The sequence below is a fragment of the Paraburkholderia agricolaris genome, assembly GCF_009455635.1.
GTDB lineage: Bacteria > Pseudomonadota > Gammaproteobacteria > Burkholderiales > Burkholderiaceae > Paraburkholderia > Paraburkholderia agricolaris.
The window spans coordinates 4,323,008-4,349,558 of record NZ_QPER01000001.1; the positions used below are offsets into that span (position 1 = coordinate 4,323,008).

Sequence of the window (26,551 nt, forward strand, 5' to 3'; positions counted from 1 at the left end):
ATTCGACAGGCTTTTCCCAACGTACAGCTAAGCCCCCTCTGCCATGACACATCCGCTATTCACCAAGCACGAAGACACGCTGCAAAAGGCACTCACCGCGATTGAGACGCGCGGCTACTGGAGTCCGTTCGTCGAGATGCCCAGTCCGAAAGTGTACGGGGAAACAGCGAGCGCAGACGGCGAAGCCGCATTCAAAGCGCTTCTGAACAAGACGTTCGAAATCGACCAGCCGTCGACCGGAGAAACCGTCGGCGCCGAAGTCTCGCCGTTCGGCTTCCCGCTCGGCGTGCGCTATCCGAAGGCCGATCCTGACGCGCTGATCTCCGCAGCGGCCGCCGCACAGCGCGACTGGCGCCTGGCCGGCCCGCAGGCGTGGATCGGCGTATGCCTCGAAATCCTCGCGCGCGTGAATCGCGCCAGCTTCGAAATCGGCTACAGCGTGATGCATACAACCGGCCAGGCATTCATGATGGCCTTCCAGGCCGGCGGCCCGCATGCGCAAGACCGCGCGCTCGAAGCGGTCGTGTACGCATGGGACCAATTGCGCCGCGTCCCCGCCGATGCCCACTGGGAAAAGCCGCAGGGTAAAAATCCGCCGCTCGCGATGCACAAACGCTACACCGTCGTGCCGCGCGGCACTGGCCTCGTGCTCGGCTGCTGCACCTTCCCGACATGGAACGGCTATCCGGGCCTCTTCGCCGATCTGGCAACAGGTAACACGGTCATCGTCAAACCGCATCCGGGCGCGATTCTGCCGCTCGCACTGACCGTACGAATCGCACGCGACGTACTGCGCGAAGCCGGTTTCGATCCGAACATCGTTACGCTGCTGGCGACCGAACCGAACGACGGCCCGCTCGTCCAGGATCTCGCACTGCGCCCGGAAATCAAATTGATCGACTTCACGGGCAGCACACAAAACGGCAACTGGCTTGAGCGCAATGCGCATCAGGCTCAGGTCTACACCGAAAAAGCCGGCGTCAATCAGATCGTGATCGACTCTGTAGACGACATCAAAGCCGCCGCTCGCAATATTGCCTTCTCGCTCGCGCTGTACTCGGGCCAGATGTGCACCGCGCCGCAAAACATCTATGTACCGCGCGCCGGCATCCGTACCGCCGAAGGCACGCTCGGTTTCGACGAAGTCGCTCAAGCTATCGCCGGCGCAGTACAAAAACTGGTTGCAGACCCCGCGCGCGCCGTCGAACTGCTCGGCGCGATTCAGAACGAAGGTGTAACTCAACGTATCGACGAAGCTTCCAAGCTCGGCCGCGTTCTGGTGGACAGCCAGTCGCTCGAACATCCAGCTTTTGCCGGCGCCCGCGTACGCACGCCCCTCGTACTTCAACTCGACGCCGCAACCGACCGCGCGCAGTTCACCAGGGAATGGTTCGGCCCGATCTCGTTCGTGATCGCGACGGATTCGACCGCGCAGTCGCTCGACCTCGCCGGCGCAATTGCCGCCGAGCACGGCGCGTTGACGCTGTCGGTCTACAGCACGGATGAAGCCGTGCTCGAAGAGGCACACGAAGCATCGATTCGCGGTGGCGTCGCACTCTCGATCAATTTGACGGGCGGCGTTTTCGTCAATCAATCCGCAGCGTTCTCCGATTTCCATGGCACGGGCGCCAACCCCGCAGCAAATGCCGCGCTGGCTGACGCAGCCTTTGTCGCGAACCGCTTCCGCGTCGTTCAAAGTCGCGTTCATGTTGAACCGAAAGCGGCACCGGCGGTAGCTGGCTGAATGGCATAAGACAAAAGCACGGCTTTCGTCCTATGCCGTTTGGCCGAATAGACCGGGCCGTGCGCCCCAATTAACATGAGACATCGGATCGGCACATCTCGCCGATCCGCTCCGGTAGGAACCCACATGAACGACGCCTTCATCTGCGACGCGATTCGCACCCCAATCGGCCGCTACGGCGGCGCCTTAAAGGATGTCCGTGCCGACGACCTCGGCGCGGTACCGATCAAGGCGCTGATCGAGCGCAATCCTGGCGTCGATTGGCAGGCCGTCGACGACGTAATCTATGGCTGCGCCAATCAGGCCGGCGAAGACAACCGTAACGTCGCACGCATGGCCGCGTTGCTGGCCGGCTTGCCCACGAATGCACCCGGCGCGACCATCAACCGCCTGTGCGGCTCGGGCATGGATGCGGTCGGCACCGCTGCTCGCGCCATCAAGGCCGGCGAAGCGCGATTGATGATCGCAGGCGGGGTCGAAAGCATGACGCGCGCGCCGTTCGTGATGGGCAAGGCCACCAGCGCATTCTCGCGGCAGGCCGACATTTACGACACGACGATCGGCTGGCGCTTCATCAATCCGCTAATGAAGCGCCAATACGGCGTCGATTCGATGCCGGAGACTGCCGAGAACGTTGCTGTCGAGTTCGGCATCAGCCGTGCCGATCAGGACGCGTTTGCGATGTCGAGCCAGCAAAAGGCCGCCCGCGCGCAGCGTGATGGCACCTTGGCTCAGGAAATCGTGGGCGTTGAAATCGCGCAGAAGAAAGGCGACCCCACGCGCGTGACGCTCGACGAGCATCCGCGCGAAACATCCCTCGAAAGCCTGGGCAAGCTCAAGGGCGTGGTTCGCCCCGATGGTAGCGTGACCGCCGGCAATGCCTCGGGCGTAAACGACGGCGCGTGCGCGCTGCTGCTCGCGAGCGAGGAAGCCGCCGATCAATACGGATTGCGTCGCCGCGCACGTGTAGTGGGCATGGCGACGGCGGGCGTGGAACCGCGCATCATGGGCATCGGCCCGGCGCCGGCCACACAAAAGCTGTTGAAGCAACTGAACATGACACTCGAGCAGTTCGACGTAATCGAGTTGAACGAGGCGTTCGCTTCACAAGGGCTTGCCGTCCTGCGCACACTCGGTCTGCGCGACGACGATCCGCGCGTCAATCCGAATGGCGGAGCGATTGCACTCGGCCACCCGCTCGGAGCATCCGGCGCGCGCCTGATCACCACTGCGCTTTACCAACTGGAACGGATCAACGGTCGCTTTGCGCTTTGCACGATGTGCATCGGCGTGGGTCAAGGCATCGCCCTGGTAATCGAGCGGGTCTGACATCACCGCTGCCCGCCGGTTAATGAGACTTTGAGGAGACACCCAATGTCATTTGAAGCGATTCGCCTCGACATCGACACATCGAGTCGCGTAGCGACCATCACACTGAACCGCCCCGACAAGCTCAACAGCTTTACGCGCGCGATGCACCAGGAATTGAGCGCCGCACTCGACCAGGTCGAGGCATCCGGCGCCCGTGCACTCGTATTGACCGGTGCGGGCCGCGGCTTCTGCGCGGGACAGGATCTCGCGGATCTCGACTTCACGCCAGGCGCGATGACCGACCTCGGCGAGCTGATCGACGAGCATTTCAATCCGCTGATTCGCCGCCTGCAAGCGCTGCCGTTGCCGGTAATTGCCGCGGTTAATGGCACGGCCGCCGGCGCCGGCGCCAATCTCGCGCTGGCTTGCGACCTCGTGCTTGCCGCTCGTTCGGCCAGTTTCATCCAGGCATTCGTGAAGATTGGTCTCGTCCCGGACTCGGGCGGCACCTGGTTCTTGCCGCAACGAGTCGGCATGGCACGCGCCTTGGGCCTCGCCATCACCGGCGACAAACTGGGCGCGGAGAAAGCCGAAAGCTGGGGGCTGATCTGGCAAACGGTCGACGACACCGAACTCGCCGCCACGGCAAGCAAACTCGCAGCACAACTGGCGCAGCAACCCACGCGTGCCATCGCCGCAATCAAACAGGCAATGCGCGCAGGCGTGACGCAAACCCTGGATCAACAGCTCGATCTCGAACGCGATCTGCAACGCGAACTCGGTGCTTCGCACGATTACGCGGAAGGTGTGCAAGCGTTCGTGGAAAAACGCGCGCCGCGCTTCGAGGGTCGCTGATATGTCCGCACAACCCAACCACCCGGCCCAAATGACCCCAGACGAACTTGCTCGCGCCACCGCGGCAGCAATGTACGAAAACGACGCTTGCAGCAAAGCGCTCGGATTCGAGATCGTAGAAGTCCGTCCGGGGTACGCACGCCTGCGCATGGCCGTGCGCGACGACTTCCTGAACGGCCATCAGATTTGCCACGGCGGCCTGATTTTCACGCTCGCTGACTCGACGTTCGCTTTCGCCTGCAATACGTACAACATCAACACAGTCGCGGCCGGATGCTCGATCGAATTCTTGCGGCCCGTGAAAGGGGGCGACGTGTTGACCGCCGAAGCGGTCGAACAAACGCTGAGCGGCCGCACCGGCATTTACGACATTCGAGTCACGAACCGCGCCGAGGAGACCGTAGCGATGTTTCGCGGCAAATCTGCGCAGATCAAAGGCAACCTGATTCCTACGGGCGATTGATTAGCAGAGCCGCACCAAATTCGCAGCAAAGTCGCAGCGCGCCCGCGACCCATTGGCAGCGCATCCATAAATAGCAACGAGTCCCCGGTTTTCGCGCGCAAGCGTACCGTAACCCCAGACCCAAGCATTGAGGCAGCAAGGAGACATTCGATGACCACCGCCCTTCCGCTCGATCCCATCGAGACAGCCAGCCGCGACGAACTCGCCGCGCTCCAACTCGAACGGCTCAAATGGTCGCTGAACCACGCTTACGAAAATTCGCCCGTATATCGGAAAAAATTCGACGAGGCCGGCGTCCATCCAAGCGAAGCGAAGACCCTCGCGGACCTCGCGCGTTTCCCCTTCACCACCAAGAAAGATCTGCGCGATAGCTACCCGTTTGGCATGTTCGCGGTGCCGCAGGAACAGATTTCGCGAATCCACGCGTCGTCGGGGACAACGGGGAAACCGACGGTCGTCGGCTACACGGCGCGCGATATCGATACGTGGGCAAATCTCGTCGCCCGTTCGATCCGCGCCGCGGGCGCGAAGCGCGGTGACAAGGTTCACGTGAGCTACGGCTACGGATTGTTCACCGGCGGTCTCGGCGCACACTACGGCGCCGAGCGCGCGGGGCTAACCGTGATCCCGTTCGGCGGTGGCCAGACCGAAAAGCAGGTGCAACTAATCCAGGACTTCCGGCCCGACATCATCATGGTGACGCCGAGCTATATGCTGTCGATCGCCGACGAACTCGAACGGCAAGGCATCGATCCGGCGAATTGCTCGCTGCGCCTCGGCATCTTCGGTGCGGAACCGTGGACCAACGACATGCGCCAGGCAATCGAAAAGCGCATGGGCATCGATGCCGTCGATATCTACGGTCTGTCTGAAGTGATGGGACCGGGCGTCGCGTCGGAATGCGTCGAAACCAAAGACGGCCCGACCATCTGGGAAGACCATTTCTACCCCGAAATCATCGACCCGGAAACCGGCGAAGTATTGCCGGACGGCGAGCTCGGCGAACTGGTATTCACTTCGTTGACCAAGGAAGCGCTGCCGATCGTCCGTTACCGGACGCGCGATCTGACGCGTCTCTTGCCCGGCAGTGCGCGCACCATGCGCCGCATGGAAAAAATCACGGGCCGTTCCGACGACATGATGATCGTGCGCGGCGTGAACGTATTCCCGACGCAGATCGAAGAATTGCTGCTCAAGCAGCGCGCCCTCGCACCTCACTATCAGATCGTGCTGACCAAGGAGGGCCCGCTCGACGTACTGACGTTGAACGTCGAACCGTGCCCGGAATCAGCCCCGGATACTGCCGCGCTGACCAACGCGAAGCAGGCGCTGGCCTACGACATCAAGGCGCTGATCGGCGTAAGCGCGATTGTGAACGTGCTGGGTGTAAACGGAATCGAGCGTTCGGTGGGTAAAGCCCGCAGGGTGGTGGACAAGCGGAAGTCGGGGCTTTAAGCCATACGCCGGCACGCCAGGGGTTGATGGTTGCTAACGGAACCGACCGACGTCAGTCCCGTTAGCAAATGTGCCGGCGGCGAACCCGCCGCCGCGCCCATCTAACCCTCACGAATTCGGCAACAGCAGCCACATCCGTCCGCCCTGCTTCATCTTGCCAGCCAGGTCGCCGGCATCGTCGCCGAGACCCCAGAAGTAGTCCGCGCGCACTCCGCCCTTGATCGCGGACCCAGTGTCCTGTGCAAAGACGAGGCGATTCATCGGTGAGTTCGTCAACGGACGCGTGGTCTGCAAGAACACCGGCGTACCCAGCGGAATCGAAGACGGATCCACCGCGATCGACCGCTCCGGCGTCAACGGCACGCCCAGCGCACCAATCGGGCCATCCGCTCCGCCGCTCGGTGTACTTTCGCCAGACGGCATTTCGCGGAAGAACACAAAGCGCGGGTTGGTATCGAGCAATGCATCAACCCGCGTAGGATTCGCGCGCGCCCATGCCTTGATACCCTGCATGGTCGCTTGCGCCGGCGTCAGTTCGCCGCGATCGAGCAACCACCGCCCGATCGACTTGTACGGCTGGTTGTTGGTGCCACCAAAGCCGACCCGCATCACGCTACCGTCTTCCATCACGACGCGCCCGGAGCCCTGCACCTGCAGGAAGAAAGCTTCGATCGGATCGTCGACCCACACGAGTTCATTGCCGTTAAGCACCCCCGAGCGCTCGAGTTGCGCGCGCGAAGGCAGCGGAGCACCCGCGCGATAGCCGGATGGCCAGCGGTACAGCGCCGTCTGATACACGCCGTGCCGCGTGCGCGAACCGCGCAGCAATGGTTCGTAGTAGCCGGTGACGAGGCCATCGAGCGTGCCGTCGTTGTTGGCTAACTGGAACGGCGTGAAATACGCCTCGAAAAACGCCCGTGCACTGGTCACGTCCAGATCGTCGATCTGCGAGGCCGCCGCGCATGCGCGGGCCCAGTTCGGTTGACGTGCGAGCCTCAGGCAGTTTTGCCGCAACGCAGCCGTTGCGCCGATCAGCGAATCGTCCTGCCACCCCGGCACCTGTTGCCAGGCTACTGCCGTAAGCCGCGTCGCGGCGATCTGCCCGGGTATGATCGCGGCACCCGTGGGCGGCGAAACCGAAGGCCGGACTGCACCGCCGCCACCGCAGGAAGCCAGCATCACCGCAACTGAAAGCGCGCCGAGCCATGCTCCGGCAGTGCGGACAAAACGCATACAATGTTCGTTCTTGATGGAAACCGCCATGTCTGATCTGTTCGACGAATACCCGATGCTCATCTTCGCGCTGGAATCGCTCCTCGCGCTCTTCCTGCTCGTCTTTATCGTTGTATGGACGTCGTCCGGCAAGAAAAAGGCCGCGCGCACCACCACCAATGACCAGCAAAAGCAGCAAAAATCCCAGTAAAGCCGCGCCGTAGAGCCTCTTAAAGACCGCGAGCCGCGCTGGCGGTTCAATGCAAAGTACGCGGCATCCGCAAAATGAATTCGGGCACGGGAGCGTCAAAGCGCTCGCCGTCCTCCGCCACGCAGAAATACTCGCCGCGCATGGTGCCGACGGGCGTGGCGATCACTGCCCAACTCGTATATTCGAAATGCTCGCCCGGTTTGAGCAGCGGCTGGTGCCCGACCACACCCAGGCCTTTCACTTCCTGCACGCTGTTATCGCTGTCGGTAATCACCCAGTGACGCGCAATCAACTGCGCGGGCACCTGGCCGCTGTTACGGATAGTCAGCGTGTATGCAAACGCATACTGGCGGCGCTCCGGGTCCGACTCTTCGGGCAGATACTGCACCTGCGCCGAGACGCTGAATTCGTACTGGCTCATCCTGATTCCGGTCTGGTGAAACGGGCAAAAAAATCGCGGGAAGCCCCGAACGCCAATGGTTTGCGGGCGCATTGGAGAAGCGGCGCTGATGGTTTGGCATTCTGCTTGATGCGCGGCACGCCCGCAACCGGACAAATCCCTCTGGCCAGGGACGGTTAGGACGTTTTGTCAGCTTTGCCGCGCCTGGCCCGTGCCGTCTCCTCAAACGGCCCCCGAACCGGTTCAGCAGCCCGCAAACCGGTAAAATGGCGTTTTCCCGCTTGCATCCGCCCCCGCCATGACGCAATTTCGCATCGCTCCCAGCATTCTGTCCGCCGATTTCGCCCGCCTGGGCGAAGAAGTCCGCAACGTTGTCGCCGCCGGCGCCGACTGGATTCACTTCGACGTGATGGACAACCATTACGTGCCGAACCTGACGATCGGCCCGCTCGTCTGCGAAGCAATCCGTCCGCACGTAGACGTGCCGATCGACGTGCACCTGATGGTGCGCCCGGTCGACCGGATCGTGCCGGACTTCGCCAAGGCCGGCGCGAATCTGATCAGCTTTCACCCGGAAGGCTCCGACCATATCGACCGCACGCTGTCGCTGATTCGCGACCACGGCTGCAAGGCCGGTCTCGTGTTCAACCCGGCCACGTCGCTGAGTCATCTGGACTATGTGATGGATAAGGTCGACCTGGTGCTGATCATGTCGGTGAATCCCGGCTTCGGCGGTCAATCGTTCATTCCTGAGGCGCTCGTTAAATTGCGCGAAGCGCGCAAGCGGATCGACGCCTACAAGGAAAAAACCGGCCGCGAGATTCATCTCGAAGTGGACGGCGGCGTAAAGGTCGACAACATCGCCGAAATCGCGGCAGCCGGCGCGGACACGTTCGTGGCGGGCTCCGCTATCTTCGGCGCGCCGGATCACAAGGCCGTGATCGACAAGATGCGCGCCGCACTCGCCAACATCGAGCACTGATCGAACCCAGAGCGACCACCAGGATCGCGCACACAGCAAGCACATGACGACCTCGTACCCTGCCCCGACCTTCACCGGCCCACGCCTTCAGGCCGCGATCATCGACCTGGACGGCACGATGATCGATACCGCCGACGATTTCACCGCCGGCCTGAACGGCATGCTTGCGCAACTCGACGCGGCGGAAACCTCGCGCGAGGAAGTGGTTGGCTACATCGGCAAGGGCTCGGAGAATCTGATTCGCCGCGTGCTGGCCGAGCGCTTCGAAACGGACCATGCACAGGACCGTTTCGACGAGGCGCTCGCGATCTACCAAGAGGAATACGCCAAGATCAATGGCGTACACACGCGGCTTTACCCCGAGGTCGAAGCCGGCCTCAGCGCCATGCGCGAGGCCGGCCTCAAACTCGCGTGCGTCACCAACAAGCCGCATCGTTTCGCGGTCGAATTGCTGGAACAATACGGGCTCAGCCAGTATTTCAGCGTCGTGCTCGGCGGCGACAGCCTGCCGGAAAAGAAGCCAGATCCCCTGCCGATGCTCACCGCCGCGGCCCAGCTAGGCGTCGCGCCGCAAGCCACGGTCGCGATCGGCGATTCGGAGAACGATGCGCTGGCAGGCCGCGCGGCAGGCATGGCAACGCTCACGCTGCCGTATGGCTACAACCACGGCCAAGCTATACAAGAAATAAAATCCGATGGTATAGTTGCCTCGCTGCTCGATGCCGCCAAGGCAATTGCAGCGCACCATTCCACGACCTGAAAAGTCCTTCATCCTCATGTTTCTGAATAAAAAACGGAGTCTGATTAGCATCGACCGGGGAGCCTGGCCCTGGCGTCGCTGGTCGCGCTAACCTCGCCTGAGGTACGCTGAAGCACGTCTTCGGCAACCGTTTTTTACTTCGCTGCGCTCACGCGTTTTTTCCATCACCTTGTTTCGCTGCATCGGTTGATTTGGCCCCCGTGTACCCGCAAAGTACATCTGTGGTGCTGAAACCCGCTGCATGCGTCGATGGGAAACTCGCGCCGGTCGGTATCATCGTATCGATACGCCCAACCGACGCCTGACCGGCTGCGCAACGCCCCGCTTTGTCCGACGCATAGTGCCGTCTGACGTACGTACAGGATCGGAACATGACCGAACTCGAATTCCAGTCCCTCGCCAACGAGGGTTTCAACCGCATTCCGCTGATCGCCGAAGCGCTCTCCGACCTCGAGACGCCGCTCTCGCTGTACCTGAAGCTCGCGCAGAGCGAACGCAATGGCGCGAACTCGTTCCTGCTGGAATCGGTGGTGGGCGGCGAACGGTTTGGCCGCTATTCGTTCATCGGCCTGCCGGCGCGCACGCTGCTGCGCACCCGCAACGGCGTATCGGAAGTGGTGCGGGACGGCAAAGTCGTCGAGACGCACGAGGGTGATCCGCTCGAGTTCATCCAGCAATTCCAGGGACGCTTCAAAGTAGCGCAGCGCCCCGGTCTGCCGCGTTTCGCGGGCGGGCTGGCAGGCTACTTCGGCTATGACGCGGTGCGCTACATCGAGAAAAAGCTCGCACACTCCGCGCCGCCCGACGATCTGAATCTGCCGGACATCCAGTTGCTGCTCACCGAAGAAGTCGCGGTGATCGACAACCTGGCCGGCAAGCTCTACCTGGTGGTGTACGCGGACCCGACGCAACCCGAGGCGTACACGAAAGCCAAACAGCGTCTGCGTGAATTGCGCCAGCGTTTGCGCACGACCGTGCAGCCGCCGGTCACGTCGGCCAGCGTGCGCACCGAGACCTACCGCGAGTTCGCCAAAGACGATTATCTGGCCGCCGTGCGCAAAGCGAAGGAATACATCGCCGCCGGCGAACTGATGCAGGTGCAGGTCGGCCAGCGTCTGACCAAGCCTTACCGCGACAATCCGCTGTCGCTATATCGCGCGCTGCGCTCGCTGAATCCGTCGCCGTACATGTATTTCTACAACTTCGGCGACTTCCACGTGGTCGGCGCGTCGCCGGAAATTCTGGTGCGCCAGGAAAAGCGCGGTGAAGATCGCATCGTGACGATCCGGCCGCTCGCCGGCACCCGTCCGCGCGGCAATACGCCGGAACGCGACGCCGAACTCGCCACCGAACTGCTGAGCGATCCGAAGGAAATTGCCGAGCACGTGATGCTGATCGACCTCGCGCGTAACGACGTGGGCCGCATCGCCCAGATCGGTTCGGTGGTCGTCACCGACAAGATGGTGATCGAGAAATACTCGCACGTGCAGCACATCGTGAGCTCCGTCGAAGGCAAGCTGAAACCCGGCACCACCAATTTCGACGTGCTGCGCGCCACCTTCCCGGCCGGCACGTTGTCCGGCGCGCCGAAGGTTCGCGCGATGGAATTGATCGACGAACTGGAACCGGTGAAACGCGGCCTGTACGGCGGTGCGGTCGGCTATCTGTCGTTCACCGGCGAAATGGACCTGGCCATCACGATCCGCACCGGCGTGATCGCAAACGGCAATCTGTATGTGCAGGCGGCAGCGGGTGTAGTCGCGGATTCGGTGCCGGAATCCGAATGGCAAGAGACCGAGAACAAGGCGCGCGCTGTGCTGCGCGCCGCCGAGCAGGTTCAAGACGGCCTCGATAGCGACTTCTGACCGGAGACACACCATGCTGCTTATGATCGACAACTACGACTCGTTCACCTACAACCTGGTGCAGTACTTCGGCGAACTCGGCGAAGACGTGCGCACCTATCGGAACGACGAAATCACGCTGGACGAAATTGCGAAGCTCAACCCGGAGCGCATTTGCCTGTCGCCCGGCCCGAGCAATCCGCAACACGCCGGCATCACGCTCGACGTGCTGCGCGAATTCGCCAGCAAGACGCCGATTCTCGGCGTCTGCCTCGGCCATCAGGCGATCGGCGAAGCCTTCGGCGGCCGCGTAGTGCGCGCGCAAACCATCATGCACGGCAAGGTGAGCACGATCGAAACCGACTGCAAAGGTGTGTTCGCCGACTTGCCGAAGCATTTCGTCGTGACGCGTTACCACTCGCTCGCGATCGAACGCGAATCGCTGCCGGATTGTCTTGAAGTGTCTGCATGGACCGAAGACGGCGAAATCATGGGCGTGCGTCACAAGGAACTGGCTGTTGAAGGCGTGCAGTTCCATCCGGAATCGATCCTGTCCGAACACGGCCACGCATTGCTCGAAAACTTCGTGAAGCAATCGAAGACCGCCCACCGCACCGCTTGATGAAGAGAGACGAAATCATGTCGATTACGCCCCAGGAAGCGCTGCAACGGACCATCGAGCACCGCGAGATTTTCCACGACGAAATGCTGCATTTAATGCGGCTCATCATGCGCGGCGAACTGTCGCCCGTGATGTCGGCGGCAATCATCACCGGCTTGCGCGTCAAAAAAGAGACCATCGGCGAAATCACCGCAGCCGCCACGGTAATGCGTGAATTTGCCCGGCACGTCGAGGTGCAGGACAACTCGAACTTCGTCGATATCGTCGGCACCGGCGGCGACGGCTCGCAAACCTTCAACATTTCCACCGCAACCATGTTCGTTTCGGCTGCGGCGGGCGCCAAGGTCGCGAAGCATGGTGGCCGCGGCGTATCGAGCAAATCGGGCAGCGCGGACGTGCTCGAAGCGCTCGGCGTGAACATCGATCTGCAACCGGACCAGGTGGCGGCATCGATTGCGGAAACCGGCATGGGTTTCATGTTCGCGCCGAACCATCATCCGGCAATGAAGAACATCGCGCCGGTGCGCCGCGAACTTGGCGTGCGGACCATCTTCAATATTCTCGGACCGCTGACCAATCCGGCCGGCGCGCCGAATCAGTTGATGGGCGTGTTCCATGCCGACCTTGTCGGGATTCAGGTGCGCGTGATGCAGCGCCTCGGTGCGAAGCACGTGCTGGTGGTCTACGGGATGGACGGCATGGATGAAGTCTCGCTCGGTGCGGCCACGCAAGTCGGCGAGTTGCGCGACGGCCAGGTCCACGAGTATGAAATCCATCCGGAAGACTTCGGCATGCAGATGGTGTCGAACCGCACCCTGAAAGTGGCCGACGCCGCCGAATCCAAACTGATGCTGCTCGAAGCGCTCGACAACAAGCCGGGCGTCGCGCGTGAAATCGTCACGCTGAACGCGGGCACGGCCCTCTATTCGGCGAACGTGGCAGCGTCGATTGCGGACGGTATCCAGTTGGCGCGCGAAGCGATCGCAAGCGGCAAAGCACGGGCCAAGGTCGAAGACCTGGTTCGTTTCACCCAGCAATTCAAGCAGTAACTACGTAGCGAGACACTCATGAGCGACATCCTCGACCGCATCATCGCGGTCAAACGCGAAGAAGTCCGCGCGGCTGAACAGAGCGCGCCGCTCGAAGAACTGCGCCTCGAAGCGTCGTCGCGCGACATCCGCGATTTCGTCGGCGCATTGCGCGCGAAACACGCCGCCGGTCTGGCCGCGGTCATTTCCGAAGTGAAGAAAGCGAGCCCGTCGAAAGGCGTGCTGCGCGAAAACTTTGTCCCAGCCGAGATCGCGCGTTCGTATGAAAAGCACGGTGCCGCCTGTTTGTCCGTGCTCACCGACGTGCAGTTCTTCCAGGGCAGCGTGGCTTACCTCGAAGAGGCGCGCGCCGCCTGCAACCTGCCCGTGCTGCGCAAAGACTTCATCGTCGATCCGTACCAGATCGTCGAAGCCCGCGCGATGGGTGCGGACGCGATTCTGCTGATCGCTGCCGCTTTGGAAACCTCGCAGATGCAGGACCTGGAAGCGCTCGCGCATTCGCTGGGCCTCGCAGTGCTGGTCGAAGTGCATGACCACAATGAACTGATGGAATCGCTTAAGTTGAAGACGCCGCTGATCGGCATCAACAACCGCAATCTGCGCACCTTCGAAACGTCGATCGAAACGACCATTGGCATGCTCGAATCGATTCCGGACGACCGCATCGTGGTCACGGAGTCGGGCATTCTGTCACGCGTCGATGTCGAACGTCTGCGGGCGATGGACGTGCATACGTTCCTCGTTGGCGAGGCGTTCATGCGCGCGGAAGAGCCGGGCGTGGAACTTGCGCGGATGTTTTTCTAAGCGCGGCTTCAACACGCAGGCTACGTAGCGGAGCAGGTCATGGGCATGGAACGTGAAATCAAGCTGGCGCTGCCGCCCGCGCAGGTGCAGGCGGCGACGCAGTGGTTCGTCGCGCGCACAGGTGCTACGGGCCGGCCGGTCAAGTTGGTGAATATTTACTTCGACACGCCGCAGTTGACGCTGGCAGGTTCGAAAAGCGCATTGCGTTTGCGCCAGACGCCGGACGGCTGGCTACAAACCTTCAAGACGGTGGGCAAGGCCAGCAATGGTTTGCACAGCCGCCACGAGTGGGAAATGCCGGTGGCCGGCGAAAAACTGGAGATCGACGCGTTGCTGCGCGAATGCGACGAACCATCCGCCGCCAATGCTTTGCGTCAGGCCGCGCCCGAACTCATCGAACTGTTTCGCACGAATTTCACCCGCACGCTGTGGAACATCGAACTGGACGGCTCGGAAGTCGAAGCGGCGATCGATCAAGGTGACGTATTCGCTGAGGTCGATAGCGAAACGCGTCGCGCACCGATCTCGGAAGTCGAACTCGAACTGAAATCCGGCGACGAAGCGGCGCTCCACGCCCTCGCGGCTGAACTCGAAAAGCAGATAGCCGGCCTCGCACCGGACAATATCAGCAAGGCGCAGCGCGGTTATCAGCTGCGGGCGGGTTGAGCAACGCCCCGTTTGCTGCGACACTTCCCCGCCATGACCTCCGCTTCCCGTACCCGCTCCAGTTCGTCGCAAGCCTCGTTGTTTGGTGACGCCCCTTCCACACCGGCCGGTGCGACCGCGCAGCCGCAGCAAACGCCGGCCGCCGCCGGCTCGCCGCCGCCAACGCTCGAAGCCCAATTCGCCGCCCTGCCCCCGGCATGGCACGCGCACCTGAAACCGTTCATCGAGAGTGACGCCTATGCGTCACTATGTCGTTTCGTCGACGGTGAGCGCGCGGCCGGCAAAACCGTCTACCCCGCCGATGTCTTTCGGGCTCTGCGCCTCACCAGTCCCGACGAAGTCAAAGTCGTGATTCTCGGCCAGGACCCGTATCACGGTGAAGATCGCGGCACGCCGCAAGCGCACGGACTCGCATTTTCCGTAGCGCCGAACGTGCGCACGCCGCCGTCGCTGCGCAATATCTTCAAGGAAATCGCCGCCAGCCTTGGCCACGAGCCGCCACGTCATGGCTGCCTCGACACCTGGGCCAAACAGGGCGTGCTGCTGTTGAACACGGTGCTGACCGTCGAGCGTGATTCCGCCGCGAGTCACGCGAAACGCGGCTGGGAGAAATGTACGGACACGCTGATCCACGAATTGGCCATGCGTCATGACGGCCTCGTATTCATGCTGTGGGGCGCGCATGCGCAAGCTAAACGCGCGTTGCTGGGCGGCAAGTCGCATTACGTGCTGGAGGCGCCGCACCCGTCGCCGCTGTCGGCGCATCGCGGCTTTCTCGGTTGCGGACACTTTGCGGCAGCGAACGACTATCTCGTGAAGCACAGCCGCGCTCCGATCGATTGGCGCTTGCCCGAAGAAGCGCAGATGCTGGCATAGGCCTCAAAACGCAGCGGCAAAAAACAGAAACGCCACGGAATTCACATTCCGTGGCGTTTTTCAATTCCACCGCGCCGCGATCACGCCGCGCGGACAAACCTCAAACCTTACGCAGCAGCGATCGCTTCGCGCGCGCCAGCCAGCGCTGCGCTCGCAGCGTCCGGGCCCATGTTCAGGCCTTCGGCGTAGATGAAGTTCACGTCGGTCATGCCGAGGAAGCCGAGGAATGCCTTCAGGTACGGTGTCTGGCTGTCGTTCGGGGTGCCGACATACTTGCCGCCACGTGCCGAAACCACGTGGACTTTCTTGCCCTTCACGAGGCCTTCCGGACCGTTCGCCGTGTACTGGAAGGTGATGCCGGCACGGGCGATGAAGTCGAAATACGTCTTCAGTTGCGACGAGATGCCGAAGTTGTACATCGGTGCGCCGATCACGACGATGTCGGCGGCTTGCAGTTCGGCGATCAGCGCTTCGCTGCGTGCAGCGATCGCGACTTGTTCCGGCGTGCGCTGGTCAGCCGGCGTGAAGAACGCGCCGAGCACGGCGTCGTCCAGATGCGGCAGCGGTTCAGCTTGCAGGTTACGGACGACGACTTGCGCGCCCGGATTCGATTGTTGCAGCTTTGCGGTCAACTCGTTCAGGAGCAGGGTTGAGTTCGCGCCTTGCGAGCGGGCTGCCGAGTTGATTTGCAGGATCGTGGTCATGGTTGACTCCAGTAGGGGCGCGCAATGTTGCGCGAGTGGAGTCATTGTGTTTTTTTACCGCCCCGGGAAAAAGCCGTGCGGCAGCGAAGGATTGTTGCACTGGTAGAACAATCCCCCGCTTTGAAACGGCGATTAACGCTGTGGCTGATTACGATCAGCTTGCTAGCCAGCGCTCCCGCGCCTTGCGAGCGGCAGCCCGCTTGTCACTCGCGGCGAGCTTGTAACGCGACACCTCAGGCCCGTCCAGCTTGACTTGCGTGGTACGCAACTCGTCGCGGCGGAAGGCGTGGACTTCGACTTTTGCGCCCGGCAGATAGCGCGACAGCAGCGAATCAAGATTCGAGCCGGTTACGCGCAGACCGTCGAGCGCGATCAGCACGTCGCCTGCGGACAGACCGGCTTTTTGCGCCGCGCTGCCTTCGTGAACCACCGCCAATGTGCAATCCGCGCCGCCGCGTACGCGTGCGCCGAGCGACGGCTTGCCGTTCTTTTCCAGATCCGGCGCAAGCGTGACGCCAAACGGTTCGAGCAGCTTATCGAGCGGCAAATCGCGCGTGCCGTACACGGCGTCGGCGAACAATTCACCCAGTTGCACGCCGGTCGCCTCGGCAAAAATCGCCTCGACCTCACTTTCCTCGACGCCAACGGGCTTGCCGCGATAGAAATCGCGCCCAAACCGCTGCCACAGCAGGCGCATCACATCGTCGAGCGATTTGCGGTTATTGGTCTGCGCGCGAATCGTCAGATCAAAAGCGAGCGCGACGAGCGAACCCTTCGTGTAATAGCTGACGATCGCATTCGCTGCGTTTTCGTCCTGCCGGTAGTATTTGACCCAGGTGTCGAATGAGCTTTCGGCCACCGACTGCTTCAGGCGGCCACTGCCGCGCAGCACGCCGCCAATCACCTTGCCGAGCAGGCCGAAATAGTCGTCTTGCGAGATCAGGCCGCTGCGTACGAGGATCAGGTCGTCGTAGTAAGAGGTAAAGCCTTCGAACAGCCACAGCAACGGTGTGTAGTTTTCGACGCTCAGGTCGTACGGCGCGAACACAGCCGGCTTGATGCGCTTCACATTCCAGGTGTGGAAGTACTCGTGGCTGCACAGGCCGAGATAGGTCCTGTAACCCTCAGTGGGCGCCTCGCGGCCTTGCACCGGCAGATCGCTGCGATTGCAGATCAATGCCGTCGAAGCACGATGCTCCAGTCCGCCATAACCGTCGGTAACCGCCTGCGTCATGAACACGTAGCGATCCACCGGCGCCTTCTTCGACTTCGGCTCGAACAACGCGATCTGCGCTTCGCAAATACGTTTCAGGTCGGCTGACAAACGCGCCATGTCGAGCCCAGCCACGCGCCCCGCGATCACGATATCGTGCGGTACGCCGTGCGCCTTGAATGTCTCCAGCGCGAACACGCCCAACGTGACCGGGTGATCGATCAGTTCGTCGTAGTTCTGCGCGCGATATTCGCCGAAGCCGTAGCGTTTCGTGCCGCGCGCTTCCGGCAACGCGGTCGCGACCCGCCAGTTGCGATACGCCGCGCCGTCCGGCTTCTGGATATCGACCACGCACTGCGCGTCCTCATGACCGAGCGGCGCGAGGAACACGCTCGTGCCATTGAAAAAGCCGGTCGTATCGTCAAGATGCGCGGCGCGCACCGACATATCCCATGCATACACCTCGTAGCGCAGCGTCAGCGCGCCTTTCACCGGTGCGGCCTGCCACGTGTGCTTGTCGGTTTTCTCGACGCGCACCTTCCGCCCCGCCTCATTGGTGCCGCGCAGCGTGACGATGTTGCGGGCAAATTCGCGCACCATGTAGCTGCCCGGAATCCACACCGGCAGCATGAAACGCTGGCCGGCCGGATCGGGATCGGCGACGGTCACGGTGACTTCGAACAGATGGGCGGCGGGTTGCTTGGGAACGATGGTGTAGCGGATCGGCTTCATCGGCGGCGATTAGGAGATTGTTCTGGCAGGAAGGTTCGGGGCTTGATGTGAAAGGAGGCGCACTGCGCGCCTCCTTTCTTCGACTTGTGATGCGTGCTCAGTGCACGGCGGACATTTCCTTGTCCAACCGGTCTGCCGAGACAGCGCCTGGCAGGCGGCGGCCGTCGGCGAGGAACACGGTCGGCGTGCCGTCGACGCCCATCGCGCGGCCGAGCGCCAGGTTCTTGTCGAGTGCGGCCGTGTCACAGGTGCCGGCAGCGGTAGGCGCCTGATGATCCTGCATCCACGACTCCCACGCCTTCGCGCGGTCGGTCGAGCACCAGATCGACTTCGACTTGGCGGTCGAATCCGGCGACAGCACCGGGTACAGGAAGGTGTAGACCGTGACGTTGTCGAGCGACTTGAGCGAGGTCTCGAGCTGCTTGCAGTACGGGCAGTTCGGATCCGAGAACACCGCGATCTTGCGCGCGCCGTTGCCCTTCACGACCTTCACCGCGTTGCCGAACGGCAGGCTCGCGAAATCGATGCGGTTGGTTTCCGCCAGACGCGCTTCAGTCAGATTCTTGCGCGTTTTCGCGTCGACCATATCGCCGAGCATGAGGTAGTCGCCGTTCGCATCGCTATAGATGATCTGCGTGCCGAGATTCACTTCATACAGGCCGGCAATCGGCGACTTCGTCACGCTCTTGATCGTCACGTCGGCCAGACGCGTTTGCAGCGTGGCCTTGAGCTTGTCGGTGGCTTGATCGGCCTGCGCGGAGCAGCCCATTGTGACGGCGGCGATCGCGAGCGCGGCGGCCGCGATGCGGAAGGATTTTTTCATGCTGAATTCCTGGAGTTCAATCGCGCGATGCGCGTTTTGGGGACGTATCCGGTCTGACCGGAATGGCGCCCATGCGTTCATGATACCCGTCCCGCCGGCCGGGCATGCCGGCCTGGGCGTTTTATCCGAGCGCGGCCGACACCAGCCAGCGCTTGATGAACGGCTGCGCGCCGACAAACGCCATGCCGGTATTGCGCAATACCTTGGCGAACGGGCCGGGCGCCGAGAAGAGCTTTTGCAGGCCGTCGGTGGCGATCATCAGCGCGCGAATATCTTCGCGGCGGGCTCGCTCGTAGCGGCGCAGCAGCACCATGTCGCCGAGATCGCGGAAGGCTTCCTTGCCGGCGACCGTCTCGGCGAGCGCCGCGACATCGCGCAAACCAAGGTTCATGCCCTGACCCGCCAACGGGTGAATCAGATGCGCGGCATCGCCGACCAGCGCGACGCGCGGCGCCACGAGTTTGTCGACGGTTTGTAGTGCAAGCGGGAAGCCCTGCGCCGGCGTCACGCATTCCAGAGCGCCGAACTGCCCCCCGGTCACGCGTTCGACTTCGGCCGCGAGTTGCGCCGGATCAAGCGCGAGCAGTTGTTCAGCGTGCTCGGTGCGCGCCGACCAGACCAGCGACACGTGGCCCTCTGGCATCGGCAGCAGCGCGATGATCTCGCCGTCCTTGAACCACTGGTAAGCGGTCTCGCCGTGCGGCTTTTCGGCCTTGAAATTCGCGACGACGCCGGTTTGCTTATAGTCACGCCGGTCCATCTTCGAGCCGATCTGCGCGCGCACCCATGAATGGGCACCGTCTGCGCCGACCACGAGATCGGCCTCGAGCACGTTGCCATTGGCAAGACCGACGCTCGCACTGTCGGCGGTGAAGTCGAGCGCCTGGGCGCGCGTGTCGATCCAGGTGAGATTCGGCTGGAAACGCAACGCGGCATCGAGCGCGCGTTCGATCACCGACGACTCGACGATCCACGCCAATTGCGGCACAGAGGCTTGGAACGCGGAGAAATGAAGTTCGGCATGCGCGTCCCCATAGACGCGCATGTCATAGACGGGGCCGAGCTTGGTCAGATCGAGCGCCTGCCAGACCCGCAGCCGCTCTAGCAGAGCCTGCGAACTCGACGACAGCGCGTACACCCGCGAGTCGAAGGTCGCGCCCGGCGGCAGCGCGGCGCAGGGTTGCGCGAGCAGCGCCACGCGCAGTCCGCCTTGCGTCAGCGCCAATGCCGCGGTCTTGCCGACGAGCCCGCCGCCGATCACGGCGGCATCAAAGGTCTGGTGGTGTGCGTTCATCCGCGCATTATAGCTGCGGGGGTTGCGAGGGACGGATCGAGCCCGCGGCTTTACCGCAGGCAGATCAAGAACCCGATCCGAACGGGTTACAATTGCGCTTTCCGTGACAAAACTCGCCCAGAATCGTCGAGGCTACGCCCCGATCTGGTGTCTTGTCCCGCTCCGCTGCGCTTTCCTCCGCCACGCCAAACGCGAAGGCTTTTCGAATCCTGCACACAGCGTCGAGCGCATCACGCAACTTACTGATTCACTGAAGGATTTCCATGAGCCTCAAATGCGGCATCGTCGGCCTGCCTAACGTCGGCAAGTCCACCCTGTTCAACGCGCTGACCAAGGCGGGCATTGCCGCCGAAAACTACCCGTTCTGCACGATCGAGCCGAACGTCGGCATCGTCGAAGTGCCGGACGCGCGTCTGAAGGCCCTCGCCGACATCGTCAAGCCGGAGCGCATCCTCCCGGCAGTCGTGGAATTCGTCGACATCGCCGGCCTCGTGGCCGGTGCAAGCAAGGGCGAAGGTCTGGGCAACCAGTTCCTCGCGAACATCCGCGAAACCGACGCGATCACGCACGTTGTGCGCTGCTTCGAAGACGAAAACGTGATCCACGTCGCGAACAAGGTCGATCCGCTGTCGGATATCGAAGTGATCAACACCGAACTGGCGCTGGCCGACCTCGCCACCGTCGAGAAGGCATTGACGCGCTATTCGAAGGCCGCCAAGTCGGGTAACGACAAGGAAGCCGCCAAGAACGCCGCAGTGCTGGAAAAGGTTCGCGCGCAACTCGACCAGGCCAAGCCGGTCCGCGCGCTCGACCTGTCGGATGAAGAAAAGGCCACGCTCAAGCCGTTCTGCCTGATCACCGCCAAGCCGACCATGTACGTCGCCAACGTGAAGGACGACGGTTTCGAGAACAACCCGCACCTCGACGCAGTCACGAAGTTCGCGGCCGCCGAAGGCGCACCGGTGGTTGCCGTGTGCGCGGCGATCGAAGCGGAAATCGCCGACCTCGAAGAAGCGGACATGGAAGTGTTCCTCGCCGACATGGGCATGGAAGAGCCGGGCCTGAACCGCGTGATTCGCGCGGGTTTCAAGCTGCTGGGCCTGCAAACCTACTTCACGGCCGGCGTGAAGGAAGTGCGCGCGTGGACGATCCATATCGGCGACACCGCACCGCAGGCAGCGGGCGCGATCCACACCGACTTCGAGCGCGGCTTCATTCGCGCGCAGACGATTGCCTTCAACGACTTCATCACCTACAAGGGTGAGCAAGGTGCGAAGGAAGCCGGCAAAATGCGCGCGGAAGGCAAGGAATACGTCGTGCACGACGGCGACGTGATGAACTTCCTGTTCAACGTTTGATATTTCCAATCGGCAGCGTGCGGCGCTGATTGCAGAGCGCCAGACGAACATCACGCACCGCAGTCTGTTACATCTCCTCGGAAAGCCCGCTCAAAAGCGGGCTTTTTGTTTTACTGCGCGACCGCTGTGTCAGTTGCGTCAGTTGCAGCGCACACAGGCGCCACGTCAAACGCCCACTATTTCAGTTTCGTGACAGCCAGTGTAAATTGCAGCAACCGGCCCCTGTCAAAAGCGGACCGTCGTCCGGCAATCGACGCCAGACTGTCATCGAACACAAATAGAATCGCGCGATTCGCATTCGCGCCCGTTCCGATCTGGAGACAAATCGATGAGTTGCAAGCCGCTATTCCGTTCGCTTTCCGTTGCCGCCGTCTTGAGCCTCGGCATCAGCCAGGCAGCCCACGCCTCGACTGAAATCCAGTTCTGGCACGGCATGGAGGCCGCCCTCGGCGAGCGTCTGAACGACATTGCCAACGCGTTCAATGCGTCGCAAAGCGACTACAAGATCGTGCCGGTGTTCAAGGGTACTTATGACCAGACCCTCGCCGCCGGCATCGCCGCTTATCGCAGCGGCAACGCGCCGGCCATCCTGCAGGTCTACGAAGTCGGCACGGCGACAATGATGCAGGCGAAAAAAGCCGTCATCCCGGTCTCGGAAGTGTTCAAGCAAGCCGGCGTGCCGCTCGACGAAAAGGCCTTCGTGCCGACCATTGCCAGCTACTACAGCGACGCTAAAACCGGCGAACTGATTTCGATGCCGTTCAATAGTTCGACGCCGGTCCTGTACTACAACAAGGACGCCTTCAAGAAAGCCGGGCTCGACCCGAATCAGCCGCCGAAAACCTGGGCCGAATTGCAGGTAGACGCGCAGAAGCTGAAGGCGGCCGGCATGTCATGCGGCTATTCGTCGGGCTGGCAGAGCTGGATTCAACTCGAAAACTACAGCGCCTGGCATGGCGTGCCGTTCGCATCGAAGAACAACGGTTTCGACGGCGCCGACGCGCAACTGGAATTCAACAAGCCGTTGCAGGTCGCGCACATCCAGTTCCTGCAGAACATGCAGAAGGAAGGCACCTTCACGTACGTCGGCCGCAAGGACGAACCGGTGTCGAAGTTCTATAGCGGTGACTGCGGGATCATCACGAACTCGTCGGGTTCGCTGGCCACGATCAAGAAGTACGCGAAGTTCAACTTCGGCACCGGCATGATGCCGTACGACGCCAGCGTGAAGGGTGCGCCGCAGAACGCGATCATCGGCGGAGCGAGCCTGTGGGTGCTGTCGGGTAAAGATCCGGCCGTCTACAAGGGCGTGGCGAAATTCCTCGCGTATCTGTCGTCGGCGCCGGTTGCCGCGAAGTGGCATCAGGACACGGGCTACCTGCCGGTCACGACCGCCGCGTACCAGTTGACGCAGCAACAAGGCTTCTACGAGAAGAATCCGGGCAGCGACACCGCGATCAAGCAGATGCTCAACAAGCCGCCCCTGCCGTACACGAAGGGCCTGCGTCTGGGCAACATGCCGCAGATCCGCACCGTGATCGACGAAGAACTCGAACAGGTGTGGGCGGGGAAGAAGACGCCGCAACAGGCGCTCGATTCGTCGGTGGCGCGTGGTGACGAGTTGCTGCGCCGCTTCGAGAAAGCCGGCAACTAAGACTTGCTGTACTAGCCGGCGGGGTTTCGGTGCACTCGCACCGAAACCCTCGCGGTAGTAGAACCCAGGAAACTCTCGATGGAAAAGCGCTCACGCTTCGGCACCAGCGTCCTGCCCTACCTGCTGGTTGCGCCGCAACTCCTGATTACGCTGCTGTTCTTTCTGTGGCCGGCAGGCGAAGCGCTGTGGCAATCCACCCAGAGCCAGGACGCGTTCGGCACCTCGACCGAATTTGTCGGCCTCGCCAATTTCAAGCAGTTATTCGCCGATCCGCTTTATCTGTCGTCGTTCTATACGACGCTGATTTTCTGTGCGCTCGTCACCGTGTGCGGATTGGTCATCTCGCTGCTGCTCGCCGTCTGCGCGGATCGCGTGACGCGCGGCGCCAGGATGTATCAGACGCTGCTGATCTGGCCGTATGCGGTCGCACCCGCGATCGCGGCCGTGTTGTGGTCGTTCCTGTTCAATCCGAGTATCGGCCTCGTCACCTATGCACTCGCGAAGTACGGCATCGTGTGGAATCACGCATTGAACGCGGGCCAGGCGATGTTTCTGGTGGTGCTGGCATCCGTGTGGAAACAGGTCAGCTATAACTTTCTGTTCTTCTATGCCGGCTTGCAGGCCATCCCGCGTTCGCTGATCGAAGCGGCCGCCATCGACGGCGCCGGTCCAGTGCGGCGTTTCTTCGGCATCGCGCTGCCACTGCTTTCGCCGACCAGCTTTTTTCTACTGGTGATCAACATCACCTACGCATTCTTCGACACTTTCCCGGTGATCGACGCCGCCACCGGCGGTGGCCCCGCGCAGTCCACCCGCACGCTGATCTACAAGATTTTCGCCGAAGGCTTCCAGGGTCTCGACATCGGCAGTTCGGGCGCGCAGTCGGTGATCCTGATGGTGATCGTCGTCGCGTTGACGGTCGTGCAATTCCGCTTTATTGAACGCAGGGTTCAATACTCATGATCGAGAACCGACGCGGTTTCGACCTCTTCTGCCATGCGGTGCTGATTCTCGGCGTCGTGCTGGTGGTATTTCCCGTGTACGTTGCGTTTTGCGCGGCGACGATGAGCGAGCATGAGGTGTTCAGCGTGCCGCTGTCGCTGGTGCCGAGCACGCATCTGTTCGAGAACGTCGCGACGGTCTGGTCGCATGGCAGCGGCAATGCGGCGGCGCCGTTCGGCCGCATGCTGTTCAACAGCCTCGTGATGGCGCTGGTGATTTCGATCGGCAAGATCGCGATCTCGATGATCTCCGCGTACGCGATCGTGTTCTTCCGCTTTCCATTTCGCAATCTGTCGTTCTGGCTGATCTTCATCACGCTGATGCTGCCGGTCGAAGTGCGTATTTTTCCGACCGTGCAGGTCGTGTCGTCGATGCATCTGAGCAATACGTACAGCGGCCTGACCTTGCCGCTGATCGCATCGGCCACCGCCACCTTCCTGTTCCGCCAGTTTTTCATGACGCTACCCGACGAACTGATGGAAGCGGCGCGCATCGACGGCGCCGGCGCGTTGCGTTTCTTCTGGGACGTCGTGCTGCCGCTGTCGAAAACAAACATGGCGGCGCTGTTCGTCATCACCTTCATTTACGGCTGGAATCAGTATTTGTGGCCGATCCTGATTACGAGTCAGCAATCGCTGACCACCGCAGTGGTCGGCATCAAAAGCATGATCGCTTCCGGCGACACCGCGACCGAATGGCACCTCGTAATGACCGCGACCCTGCTCGCCATGCTGCCGCCGCTCGCGGTCGTGCTGACGATGCAGCGCTGGTTCGTGCGCGGGTTGGTGGATTCAGAGAAGTAACTCGCACAACGAGGCGAGCTTCGGCGTTGGACAGGACAGATACGTGACAAGCAACGAAAAGGTTAAAACAGCATGGCTGCACTGACTCTGCAAGGCGTTAAAAAGACCTACGACAGCAAACAGTTCGTGTTGCACGGTATCGACGTGGACGTCGCGGACGGCGAGTTCGTCGTGATGGTCGGCCCGTCGGGCTGCGGCAAATCGACCTTGCTGCGGATGGTGGCCGGACTCGAAGGCATTTCCGAAGGCACCATCTCGATCGCCGGCAAAGTGGTCAATCAACTGGAGCCGAAGGATCGCAACATCGCGATGGTGTTCCAGAACTACGCGCTGTATCCGCACATGAGCGTGGCCGAAAACATGGGCTACGCGCTGAAGATCGCGGGTGTCGATCGTGCGCAGATTGCGAAGCGCGTGGGCGCTGCCGCGCAGATTCTGGAACTCGAGGCGTTACTCACGCGCAAACCGCGCGAGTTGTCGGGCGGCCAACGGCAACGCGTCGCCATGGGTCGGGCGATCGTGCGCGAACCGGCGGTGTTTCTGTTCGACGAACCGCTGTCGAATCTCGACGCACGGCTGCGTGTGCAGATGCGCCTCGAAATCCAGCGCCTGCATGCGCGGCTCGCCACCACGAGTCTCTACGTCACCCACGATCAGATCGAAGCAATGACGCTGGCACAACGCGTGATCGTGATGAACAAGGGGCATGCCGAGCAGATCGGCGCGCCGACCGAAGTCTACGAACGGCCGGCGACGGTGTTCGTCGCGAGTTTCATCGGCTCGCCCGGGATGAATCTGCTGGAAGGCCGCGTGTCGGACGACGGCTCGACATTTGAAGTCGCGGGCAACGGCCCGAAACTGCCGCTTCAAGGGGTTGCATCGATCGGGCAGGAAGTCGCCAAGGGCCGCGAATGGACGCTGGGCATTCGCCCCGAACACATGACGCCGGGACAAACCGACGCCGCGCAGGCCACGCTCGTCGCCGACTCCTGCGAACTGCTCGGCGCGGACAACCTCGCGCACGGCCGCTGGGGCAAGCACGACGTGACGGTGCGCTTGCCGCACACGCACCGGCCGGCCGCCGGCGAAGCGCTGCAAGTGGCGCTGCCCGCGCGGCATCTGCACTTCTTCGATCCGTCGACGGGACGGCGTGCGAACTGAGGCTCCTGCTTAGGCCATAATCGCCGCTCCCAAAATAACAACGCCTCAAAGACCATGAAAGGCATCACCGCCAGTTGTTTTCGCAAAACCGCGGCCGTCACCGCCGCGCTGCTGTTCAGCGTCACCTCGGCATTCGCCTACGTCGCGCCCGGTACCTCGCCCGACGAAGCGAACCTCAGCAATCACAACACCTACACCAATCGCGACGGCAACACGGTGCATGCCCCAGCCCGCTCGCTGTCCGGCAAGGCGCCCGAAGGCGCAACCGCACGTTGCCGCGACGGCAGCTACAGCTTCAGCCGGCATCGCAGCGGCACCTGTTCACGGCATGGCGGCGTAGCGGACTGGCTTTAAGCGTCGGACCGCCAAAGGCGCATGAACTGACGTCACCGCCGACGCCCTCTGCCGCCGCACCGTCGCCCCGAAGTACAATGCCACCTGAACTACCCGCCCGCGCGGCGTCGCGAAGTCAGACCCGAAGTTCGACGCCCCGCTGGCCGGCGCCGGGCACACTGCCCGGCTACAACACCGATTACCCATCCACCCACGACCG

26 protein-coding genes are annotated in these 26,551 nt (G+C 62.2%); 20 read left to right on the forward strand and 6 right to left on the reverse strand.

The window, feature by feature from the left end; genetic code table 11:
* The first annotated feature begins 43 nt into the window (after window positions 1-43).
* The 5 genes from paaN to paaK all read left to right on the forward strand — a co-directional run bounded on the left by paaN (window position 44) and on the right by paaK (window position 5,828).
* Window positions 44-1,744: a phenylacetic acid degradation protein PaaN gene (paaN, locus tag GH665_RS18955; RefSeq protein ID WP_153137473.1), complete on the forward strand. Its 1,701-nt coding sequence runs from the start codon at window positions 44-46 to the stop codon at window positions 1,742-1,744.
* A 126-nt stretch (window positions 1,745-1,870) separates the two neighbouring features.
* Window positions 1,871-3,073, forward strand: coding sequence for a 3-oxoadipyl-CoA thiolase (gene pcaF / locus GH665_RS18960; protein WP_153137475.1), 1,203 nt, complete (start codon window positions 1,871-1,873; stop codon window positions 3,071-3,073).
* A gap of 45 nt (window positions 3,074-3,118) precedes the next feature.
* A complete protein-coding gene (gene paaG, locus GH665_RS18965) occupies window positions 3,119-3,910 on the forward strand; it encodes a 2-(1,2-epoxy-1,2-dihydrophenyl)acetyl-CoA isomerase PaaG (protein ID WP_153137477.1) in 792 nt (263 codons plus the stop codon).
* Window position 3,911: 1 nt separating this feature from the next.
* Complete coding sequence (gene paaI / locus GH665_RS18970; protein ID WP_153137479.1) at window positions 3,912-4,373, forward strand: hydroxyphenylacetyl-CoA thioesterase PaaI; 462 nt, start codon at window positions 3,912-3,914, stop codon at window positions 4,371-4,373.
* A 150-nt stretch (window positions 4,374-4,523) separates the two neighbouring features.
* Entirely contained in the window at window positions 4,524-5,828 is a 1,305-nt protein-coding gene (gene paaK / locus GH665_RS18975; RefSeq protein ID WP_153137481.1) for a phenylacetate--CoA ligase PaaK, read from the forward strand.
* Window positions 5,829-5,936: 108 nt separating this feature from the next.
* Here paaK and mltA read toward each other — a convergent pair whose 3' ends face one another.
* Window positions 5,937-7,061: a murein transglycosylase A gene (gene mltA / locus GH665_RS18980; RefSeq protein WP_153137483.1), complete on the reverse strand. Its 1,125-nt coding sequence runs from the start codon at window positions 7,059-7,061 to the stop codon at window positions 5,937-5,939.
* 28 nt (window positions 7,062-7,089) lie between these two features.
* Between mltA and GH665_RS38785 the strand changes: the two genes are divergently transcribed.
* Window positions 7,090-7,251, forward strand: coding sequence for a hypothetical protein (locus tag GH665_RS38785; protein WP_028199700.1), 162 nt, complete (start codon window positions 7,090-7,092; stop codon window positions 7,249-7,251).
* Between the two features lie 46 nt (window positions 7,252-7,297).
* Here the strand turns inward: GH665_RS38785 and apaG are convergent, their stop codons facing one another.
* Window positions 7,298-7,672: a Co2+/Mg2+ efflux protein ApaG gene (apaG, locus tag GH665_RS18985; protein ID WP_028199699.1), complete on the reverse strand. Its 375-nt coding sequence runs from the start codon at window positions 7,670-7,672 to the stop codon at window positions 7,298-7,300.
* 277 nt (window positions 7,673-7,949) lie between these two features.
* Here apaG and rpe point away from each other — a divergent pair, with 277 nt between their 5' ends.
* From rpe to GH665_RS19025, 8 genes are all read left to right on the forward strand, one after another.
* The gene (gene rpe / locus GH665_RS18990) at window positions 7,950-8,633 is read left to right on the forward strand and encodes a ribulose-phosphate 3-epimerase (protein ID WP_153137485.1); all 684 of its coding nucleotides are present in this window, start codon (window positions 7,950-7,952) and stop codon (window positions 8,631-8,633) included.
* A 43-nt stretch (window positions 8,634-8,676) separates the two neighbouring features.
* Window positions 8,677-9,393, forward strand: coding sequence for a phosphoglycolate phosphatase (locus GH665_RS18995; RefSeq protein ID WP_153137487.1), 717 nt, complete (start codon window positions 8,677-8,679; stop codon window positions 9,391-9,393).
* Window positions 9,394-9,764: 371 nt separating this feature from the next.
* Complete coding sequence (trpE, locus tag GH665_RS19000; RefSeq protein ID WP_153137489.1) at window positions 9,765-11,258, forward strand: anthranilate synthase component I; 1,494 nt, start codon at window positions 9,765-9,767, stop codon at window positions 11,256-11,258.
* Between the two features lie 13 nt (window positions 11,259-11,271).
* Window positions 11,272-11,859 (forward strand): aminodeoxychorismate/anthranilate synthase component II, encoded by a 588-nt coding sequence (locus GH665_RS19005; protein ID WP_153137490.1) that lies wholly within the window; start codon window positions 11,272-11,274, stop codon window positions 11,857-11,859.
* 17 nt (window positions 11,860-11,876) lie between these two features.
* Window positions 11,877-12,908, forward strand: a complete 1,032-nt coding sequence (gene trpD, locus GH665_RS19010) for an anthranilate phosphoribosyltransferase (RefSeq protein ID WP_153137492.1) — start codon at window positions 11,877-11,879, stop codon at window positions 12,906-12,908.
* 18 nt (window positions 12,909-12,926) lie between these two features.
* Window positions 12,927-13,712 carry an indole-3-glycerol phosphate synthase TrpC gene (gene trpC, locus GH665_RS19015; protein WP_153137494.1) on the forward strand — a complete coding sequence of 262 codons (786 nt, stop codon included), beginning with the start codon at window positions 12,927-12,929 and terminating at the stop codon, window positions 13,710-13,712.
* A gap of 39 nt (window positions 13,713-13,751) precedes the next feature.
* Window positions 13,752-14,378 carry a CYTH domain-containing protein gene (locus GH665_RS19020; protein WP_153137496.1) on the forward strand — a complete coding sequence of 209 codons (627 nt, stop codon included), beginning with the start codon at window positions 13,752-13,754 and terminating at the stop codon, window positions 14,376-14,378.
* Between the two features lie 33 nt (window positions 14,379-14,411).
* Window positions 14,412-15,254, forward strand: coding sequence for a uracil-DNA glycosylase (locus GH665_RS19025; protein WP_153137498.1), 843 nt, complete (start codon window positions 14,412-14,414; stop codon window positions 15,252-15,254).
* A gap of 107 nt (window positions 15,255-15,361) precedes the next feature.
* Here the strand turns inward: GH665_RS19025 and GH665_RS19030 are convergent, their stop codons facing one another.
* The 4 genes from GH665_RS19030 to GH665_RS19045 all read right to left on the reverse strand — a co-directional run bounded on the left by GH665_RS19030 (window position 15,362) and on the right by GH665_RS19045 (window position 20,020).
* The gene (locus GH665_RS19030; protein ID WP_153137500.1) at window positions 15,362-15,958 is read right to left on the reverse strand and encodes an FMN-dependent NADH-azoreductase; all 597 of its coding nucleotides are present in this window, start codon (window positions 15,956-15,958) and stop codon (window positions 15,362-15,364) included.
* 154 nt (window positions 15,959-16,112) lie between these two features.
* Window positions 16,113-17,903 (reverse strand): M61 family metallopeptidase, encoded by a 1,791-nt coding sequence (locus GH665_RS19035; RefSeq protein ID WP_153137503.1) that lies wholly within the window; start codon window positions 17,901-17,903, stop codon window positions 16,113-16,115.
* A gap of 97 nt (window positions 17,904-18,000) precedes the next feature.
* Window positions 18,001-18,726: a DsbC family protein gene (locus GH665_RS19040; RefSeq protein ID WP_153137505.1), complete on the reverse strand. Its 726-nt coding sequence runs from the start codon at window positions 18,724-18,726 to the stop codon at window positions 18,001-18,003.
* A 121-nt stretch (window positions 18,727-18,847) separates the two neighbouring features.
* The gene (locus tag GH665_RS19045) at window positions 18,848-20,020 is read right to left on the reverse strand and encodes a UbiH/UbiF family hydroxylase (protein ID WP_153137507.1); all 1,173 of its coding nucleotides are present in this window, start codon (window positions 20,018-20,020) and stop codon (window positions 18,848-18,850) included.
* 263 nt (window positions 20,021-20,283) lie between these two features.
* Between GH665_RS19045 and ychF the strand changes: the two genes are divergently transcribed.
* From ychF to GH665_RS19075, 6 genes are all read left to right on the forward strand, one after another.
* Window positions 20,284-21,378 carry a redox-regulated ATPase YchF gene (ychF, locus tag GH665_RS19050; protein WP_153137509.1) on the forward strand — a complete coding sequence of 365 codons (1,095 nt, stop codon included), beginning with the start codon at window positions 20,284-20,286 and terminating at the stop codon, window positions 21,376-21,378.
* A gap of 328 nt (window positions 21,379-21,706) precedes the next feature.
* Window positions 21,707-23,032, forward strand: a complete 1,326-nt coding sequence (gene ugpB / locus GH665_RS19055; RefSeq protein ID WP_153137512.1) for a sn-glycerol-3-phosphate ABC transporter substrate-binding protein UgpB — start codon at window positions 21,707-21,709, stop codon at window positions 23,030-23,032.
* A 78-nt stretch (window positions 23,033-23,110) separates the two neighbouring features.
* Window positions 23,111-23,995 (forward strand): sn-glycerol-3-phosphate ABC transporter permease UgpA, encoded by an 885-nt coding sequence (gene ugpA / locus GH665_RS19060; RefSeq protein WP_153137514.1) that lies wholly within the window; start codon window positions 23,111-23,113, stop codon window positions 23,993-23,995.
* Window positions 23,992-24,837: a sn-glycerol-3-phosphate ABC transporter permease UgpE gene (gene ugpE, locus GH665_RS19065; protein ID WP_153137516.1), complete on the forward strand. Its 846-nt coding sequence runs from the start codon at window positions 23,992-23,994 to the stop codon at window positions 24,835-24,837. The genes ugpA and ugpE overlap by 4 nt, the downstream gene beginning before the upstream one ends.
* Before the next feature lie 72 nt (window positions 24,838-24,909).
* Window positions 24,910-25,998: a sn-glycerol-3-phosphate import ATP-binding protein UgpC gene (locus GH665_RS19070; protein ID WP_153137518.1), complete on the forward strand. Its 1,089-nt coding sequence runs from the start codon at window positions 24,910-24,912 to the stop codon at window positions 25,996-25,998.
* Between the two features lie 54 nt (window positions 25,999-26,052).
* The gene (locus GH665_RS19075; RefSeq protein WP_153137520.1) at window positions 26,053-26,352 is read left to right on the forward strand and encodes a DUF3761 domain-containing protein; all 300 of its coding nucleotides are present in this window, start codon (window positions 26,053-26,055) and stop codon (window positions 26,350-26,352) included.
* The last annotated feature ends 199 nt before the right edge of the window (window positions 26,353-26,551 follow it).

Coding starts and splice junctions, on each gene's coding strand:
- paaN (WP_153137473.1), top strand. CDS start 44: ATGACACATCCGCTATTCACCAAGCACGAAGACACGCTGCAAAAGGCA.
- pcaF (WP_153137475.1), top strand. CDS start 1,871: ATGAACGACGCCTTCATCTGCGACGCGATTCGCACCCCAATCGGCCGC.
- paaG (WP_153137477.1), top strand. CDS start 3,119: ATGTCATTTGAAGCGATTCGCCTCGACATCGACACATCGAGTCGCGTA.
- paaI (WP_153137479.1), top strand. CDS start 3,912: ATGTCCGCACAACCCAACCACCCGGCCCAAATGACCCCAGACGAACTT.
- paaK (WP_153137481.1), top strand. CDS start 4,524: ATGACCACCGCCCTTCCGCTCGATCCCATCGAGACAGCCAGCCGCGAC.
- mltA (WP_153137483.1), bottom strand. CDS start 7,061: ATGCGTTTTGTCCGCACTGCCGGAGCATGGCTCGGCGCGCTTTCAGTT.
- GH665_RS38785 (WP_028199700.1), top strand. CDS start 7,090: ATGTCTGATCTGTTCGACGAATACCCGATGCTCATCTTCGCGCTGGAA.
- apaG (WP_028199699.1), bottom strand. CDS start 7,672: ATGAGCCAGTACGAATTCAGCGTCTCGGCGCAGGTGCAGTATCTGCCC.
- rpe (WP_153137485.1), top strand. CDS start 7,950: ATGACGCAATTTCGCATCGCTCCCAGCATTCTGTCCGCCGATTTCGCC.
- GH665_RS18995 (WP_153137487.1), top strand. CDS start 8,677: ATGACGACCTCGTACCCTGCCCCGACCTTCACCGGCCCACGCCTTCAG.
- trpE (WP_153137489.1), top strand. CDS start 9,765: ATGACCGAACTCGAATTCCAGTCCCTCGCCAACGAGGGTTTCAACCGC.
- GH665_RS19005 (WP_153137490.1), top strand. CDS start 11,272: ATGCTGCTTATGATCGACAACTACGACTCGTTCACCTACAACCTGGTG.
- trpD (WP_153137492.1), top strand. CDS start 11,877: ATGTCGATTACGCCCCAGGAAGCGCTGCAACGGACCATCGAGCACCGC.
- trpC (WP_153137494.1), top strand. CDS start 12,927: ATGAGCGACATCCTCGACCGCATCATCGCGGTCAAACGCGAAGAAGTC.
- GH665_RS19020 (WP_153137496.1), top strand. CDS start 13,752: ATGGGCATGGAACGTGAAATCAAGCTGGCGCTGCCGCCCGCGCAGGTG.
- GH665_RS19025 (WP_153137498.1), top strand. CDS start 14,412: ATGACCTCCGCTTCCCGTACCCGCTCCAGTTCGTCGCAAGCCTCGTTG.
- GH665_RS19030 (WP_153137500.1), bottom strand. CDS start 15,958: ATGACCACGATCCTGCAAATCAACTCGGCAGCCCGCTCGCAAGGCGCG.
- GH665_RS19035 (WP_153137503.1), bottom strand. CDS start 17,903: ATGAAGCCGATCCGCTACACCATCGTTCCCAAGCAACCCGCCGCCCAT.
- GH665_RS19040 (WP_153137505.1), bottom strand. CDS start 18,726: ATGAAAAAATCCTTCCGCATCGCGGCCGCCGCGCTCGCGATCGCCGCC.
- GH665_RS19045 (WP_153137507.1), bottom strand. CDS start 20,020: ATGAACGCACACCACCAGACCTTTGATGCCGCCGTGATCGGCGGCGGG.
- ychF (WP_153137509.1), top strand. CDS start 20,284: ATGAGCCTCAAATGCGGCATCGTCGGCCTGCCTAACGTCGGCAAGTCC.
- ugpB (WP_153137512.1), top strand. CDS start 21,707: ATGAGTTGCAAGCCGCTATTCCGTTCGCTTTCCGTTGCCGCCGTCTTG.
- ugpA (WP_153137514.1), top strand. CDS start 23,111: ATGGAAAAGCGCTCACGCTTCGGCACCAGCGTCCTGCCCTACCTGCTG.
- ugpE (WP_153137516.1), top strand. CDS start 23,992: ATGATCGAGAACCGACGCGGTTTCGACCTCTTCTGCCATGCGGTGCTG.
- GH665_RS19070 (WP_153137518.1), top strand. CDS start 24,910: ATGGCTGCACTGACTCTGCAAGGCGTTAAAAAGACCTACGACAGCAAA.
- GH665_RS19075 (WP_153137520.1), top strand. CDS start 26,053: ATGAAAGGCATCACCGCCAGTTGTTTTCGCAAAACCGCGGCCGTCACC.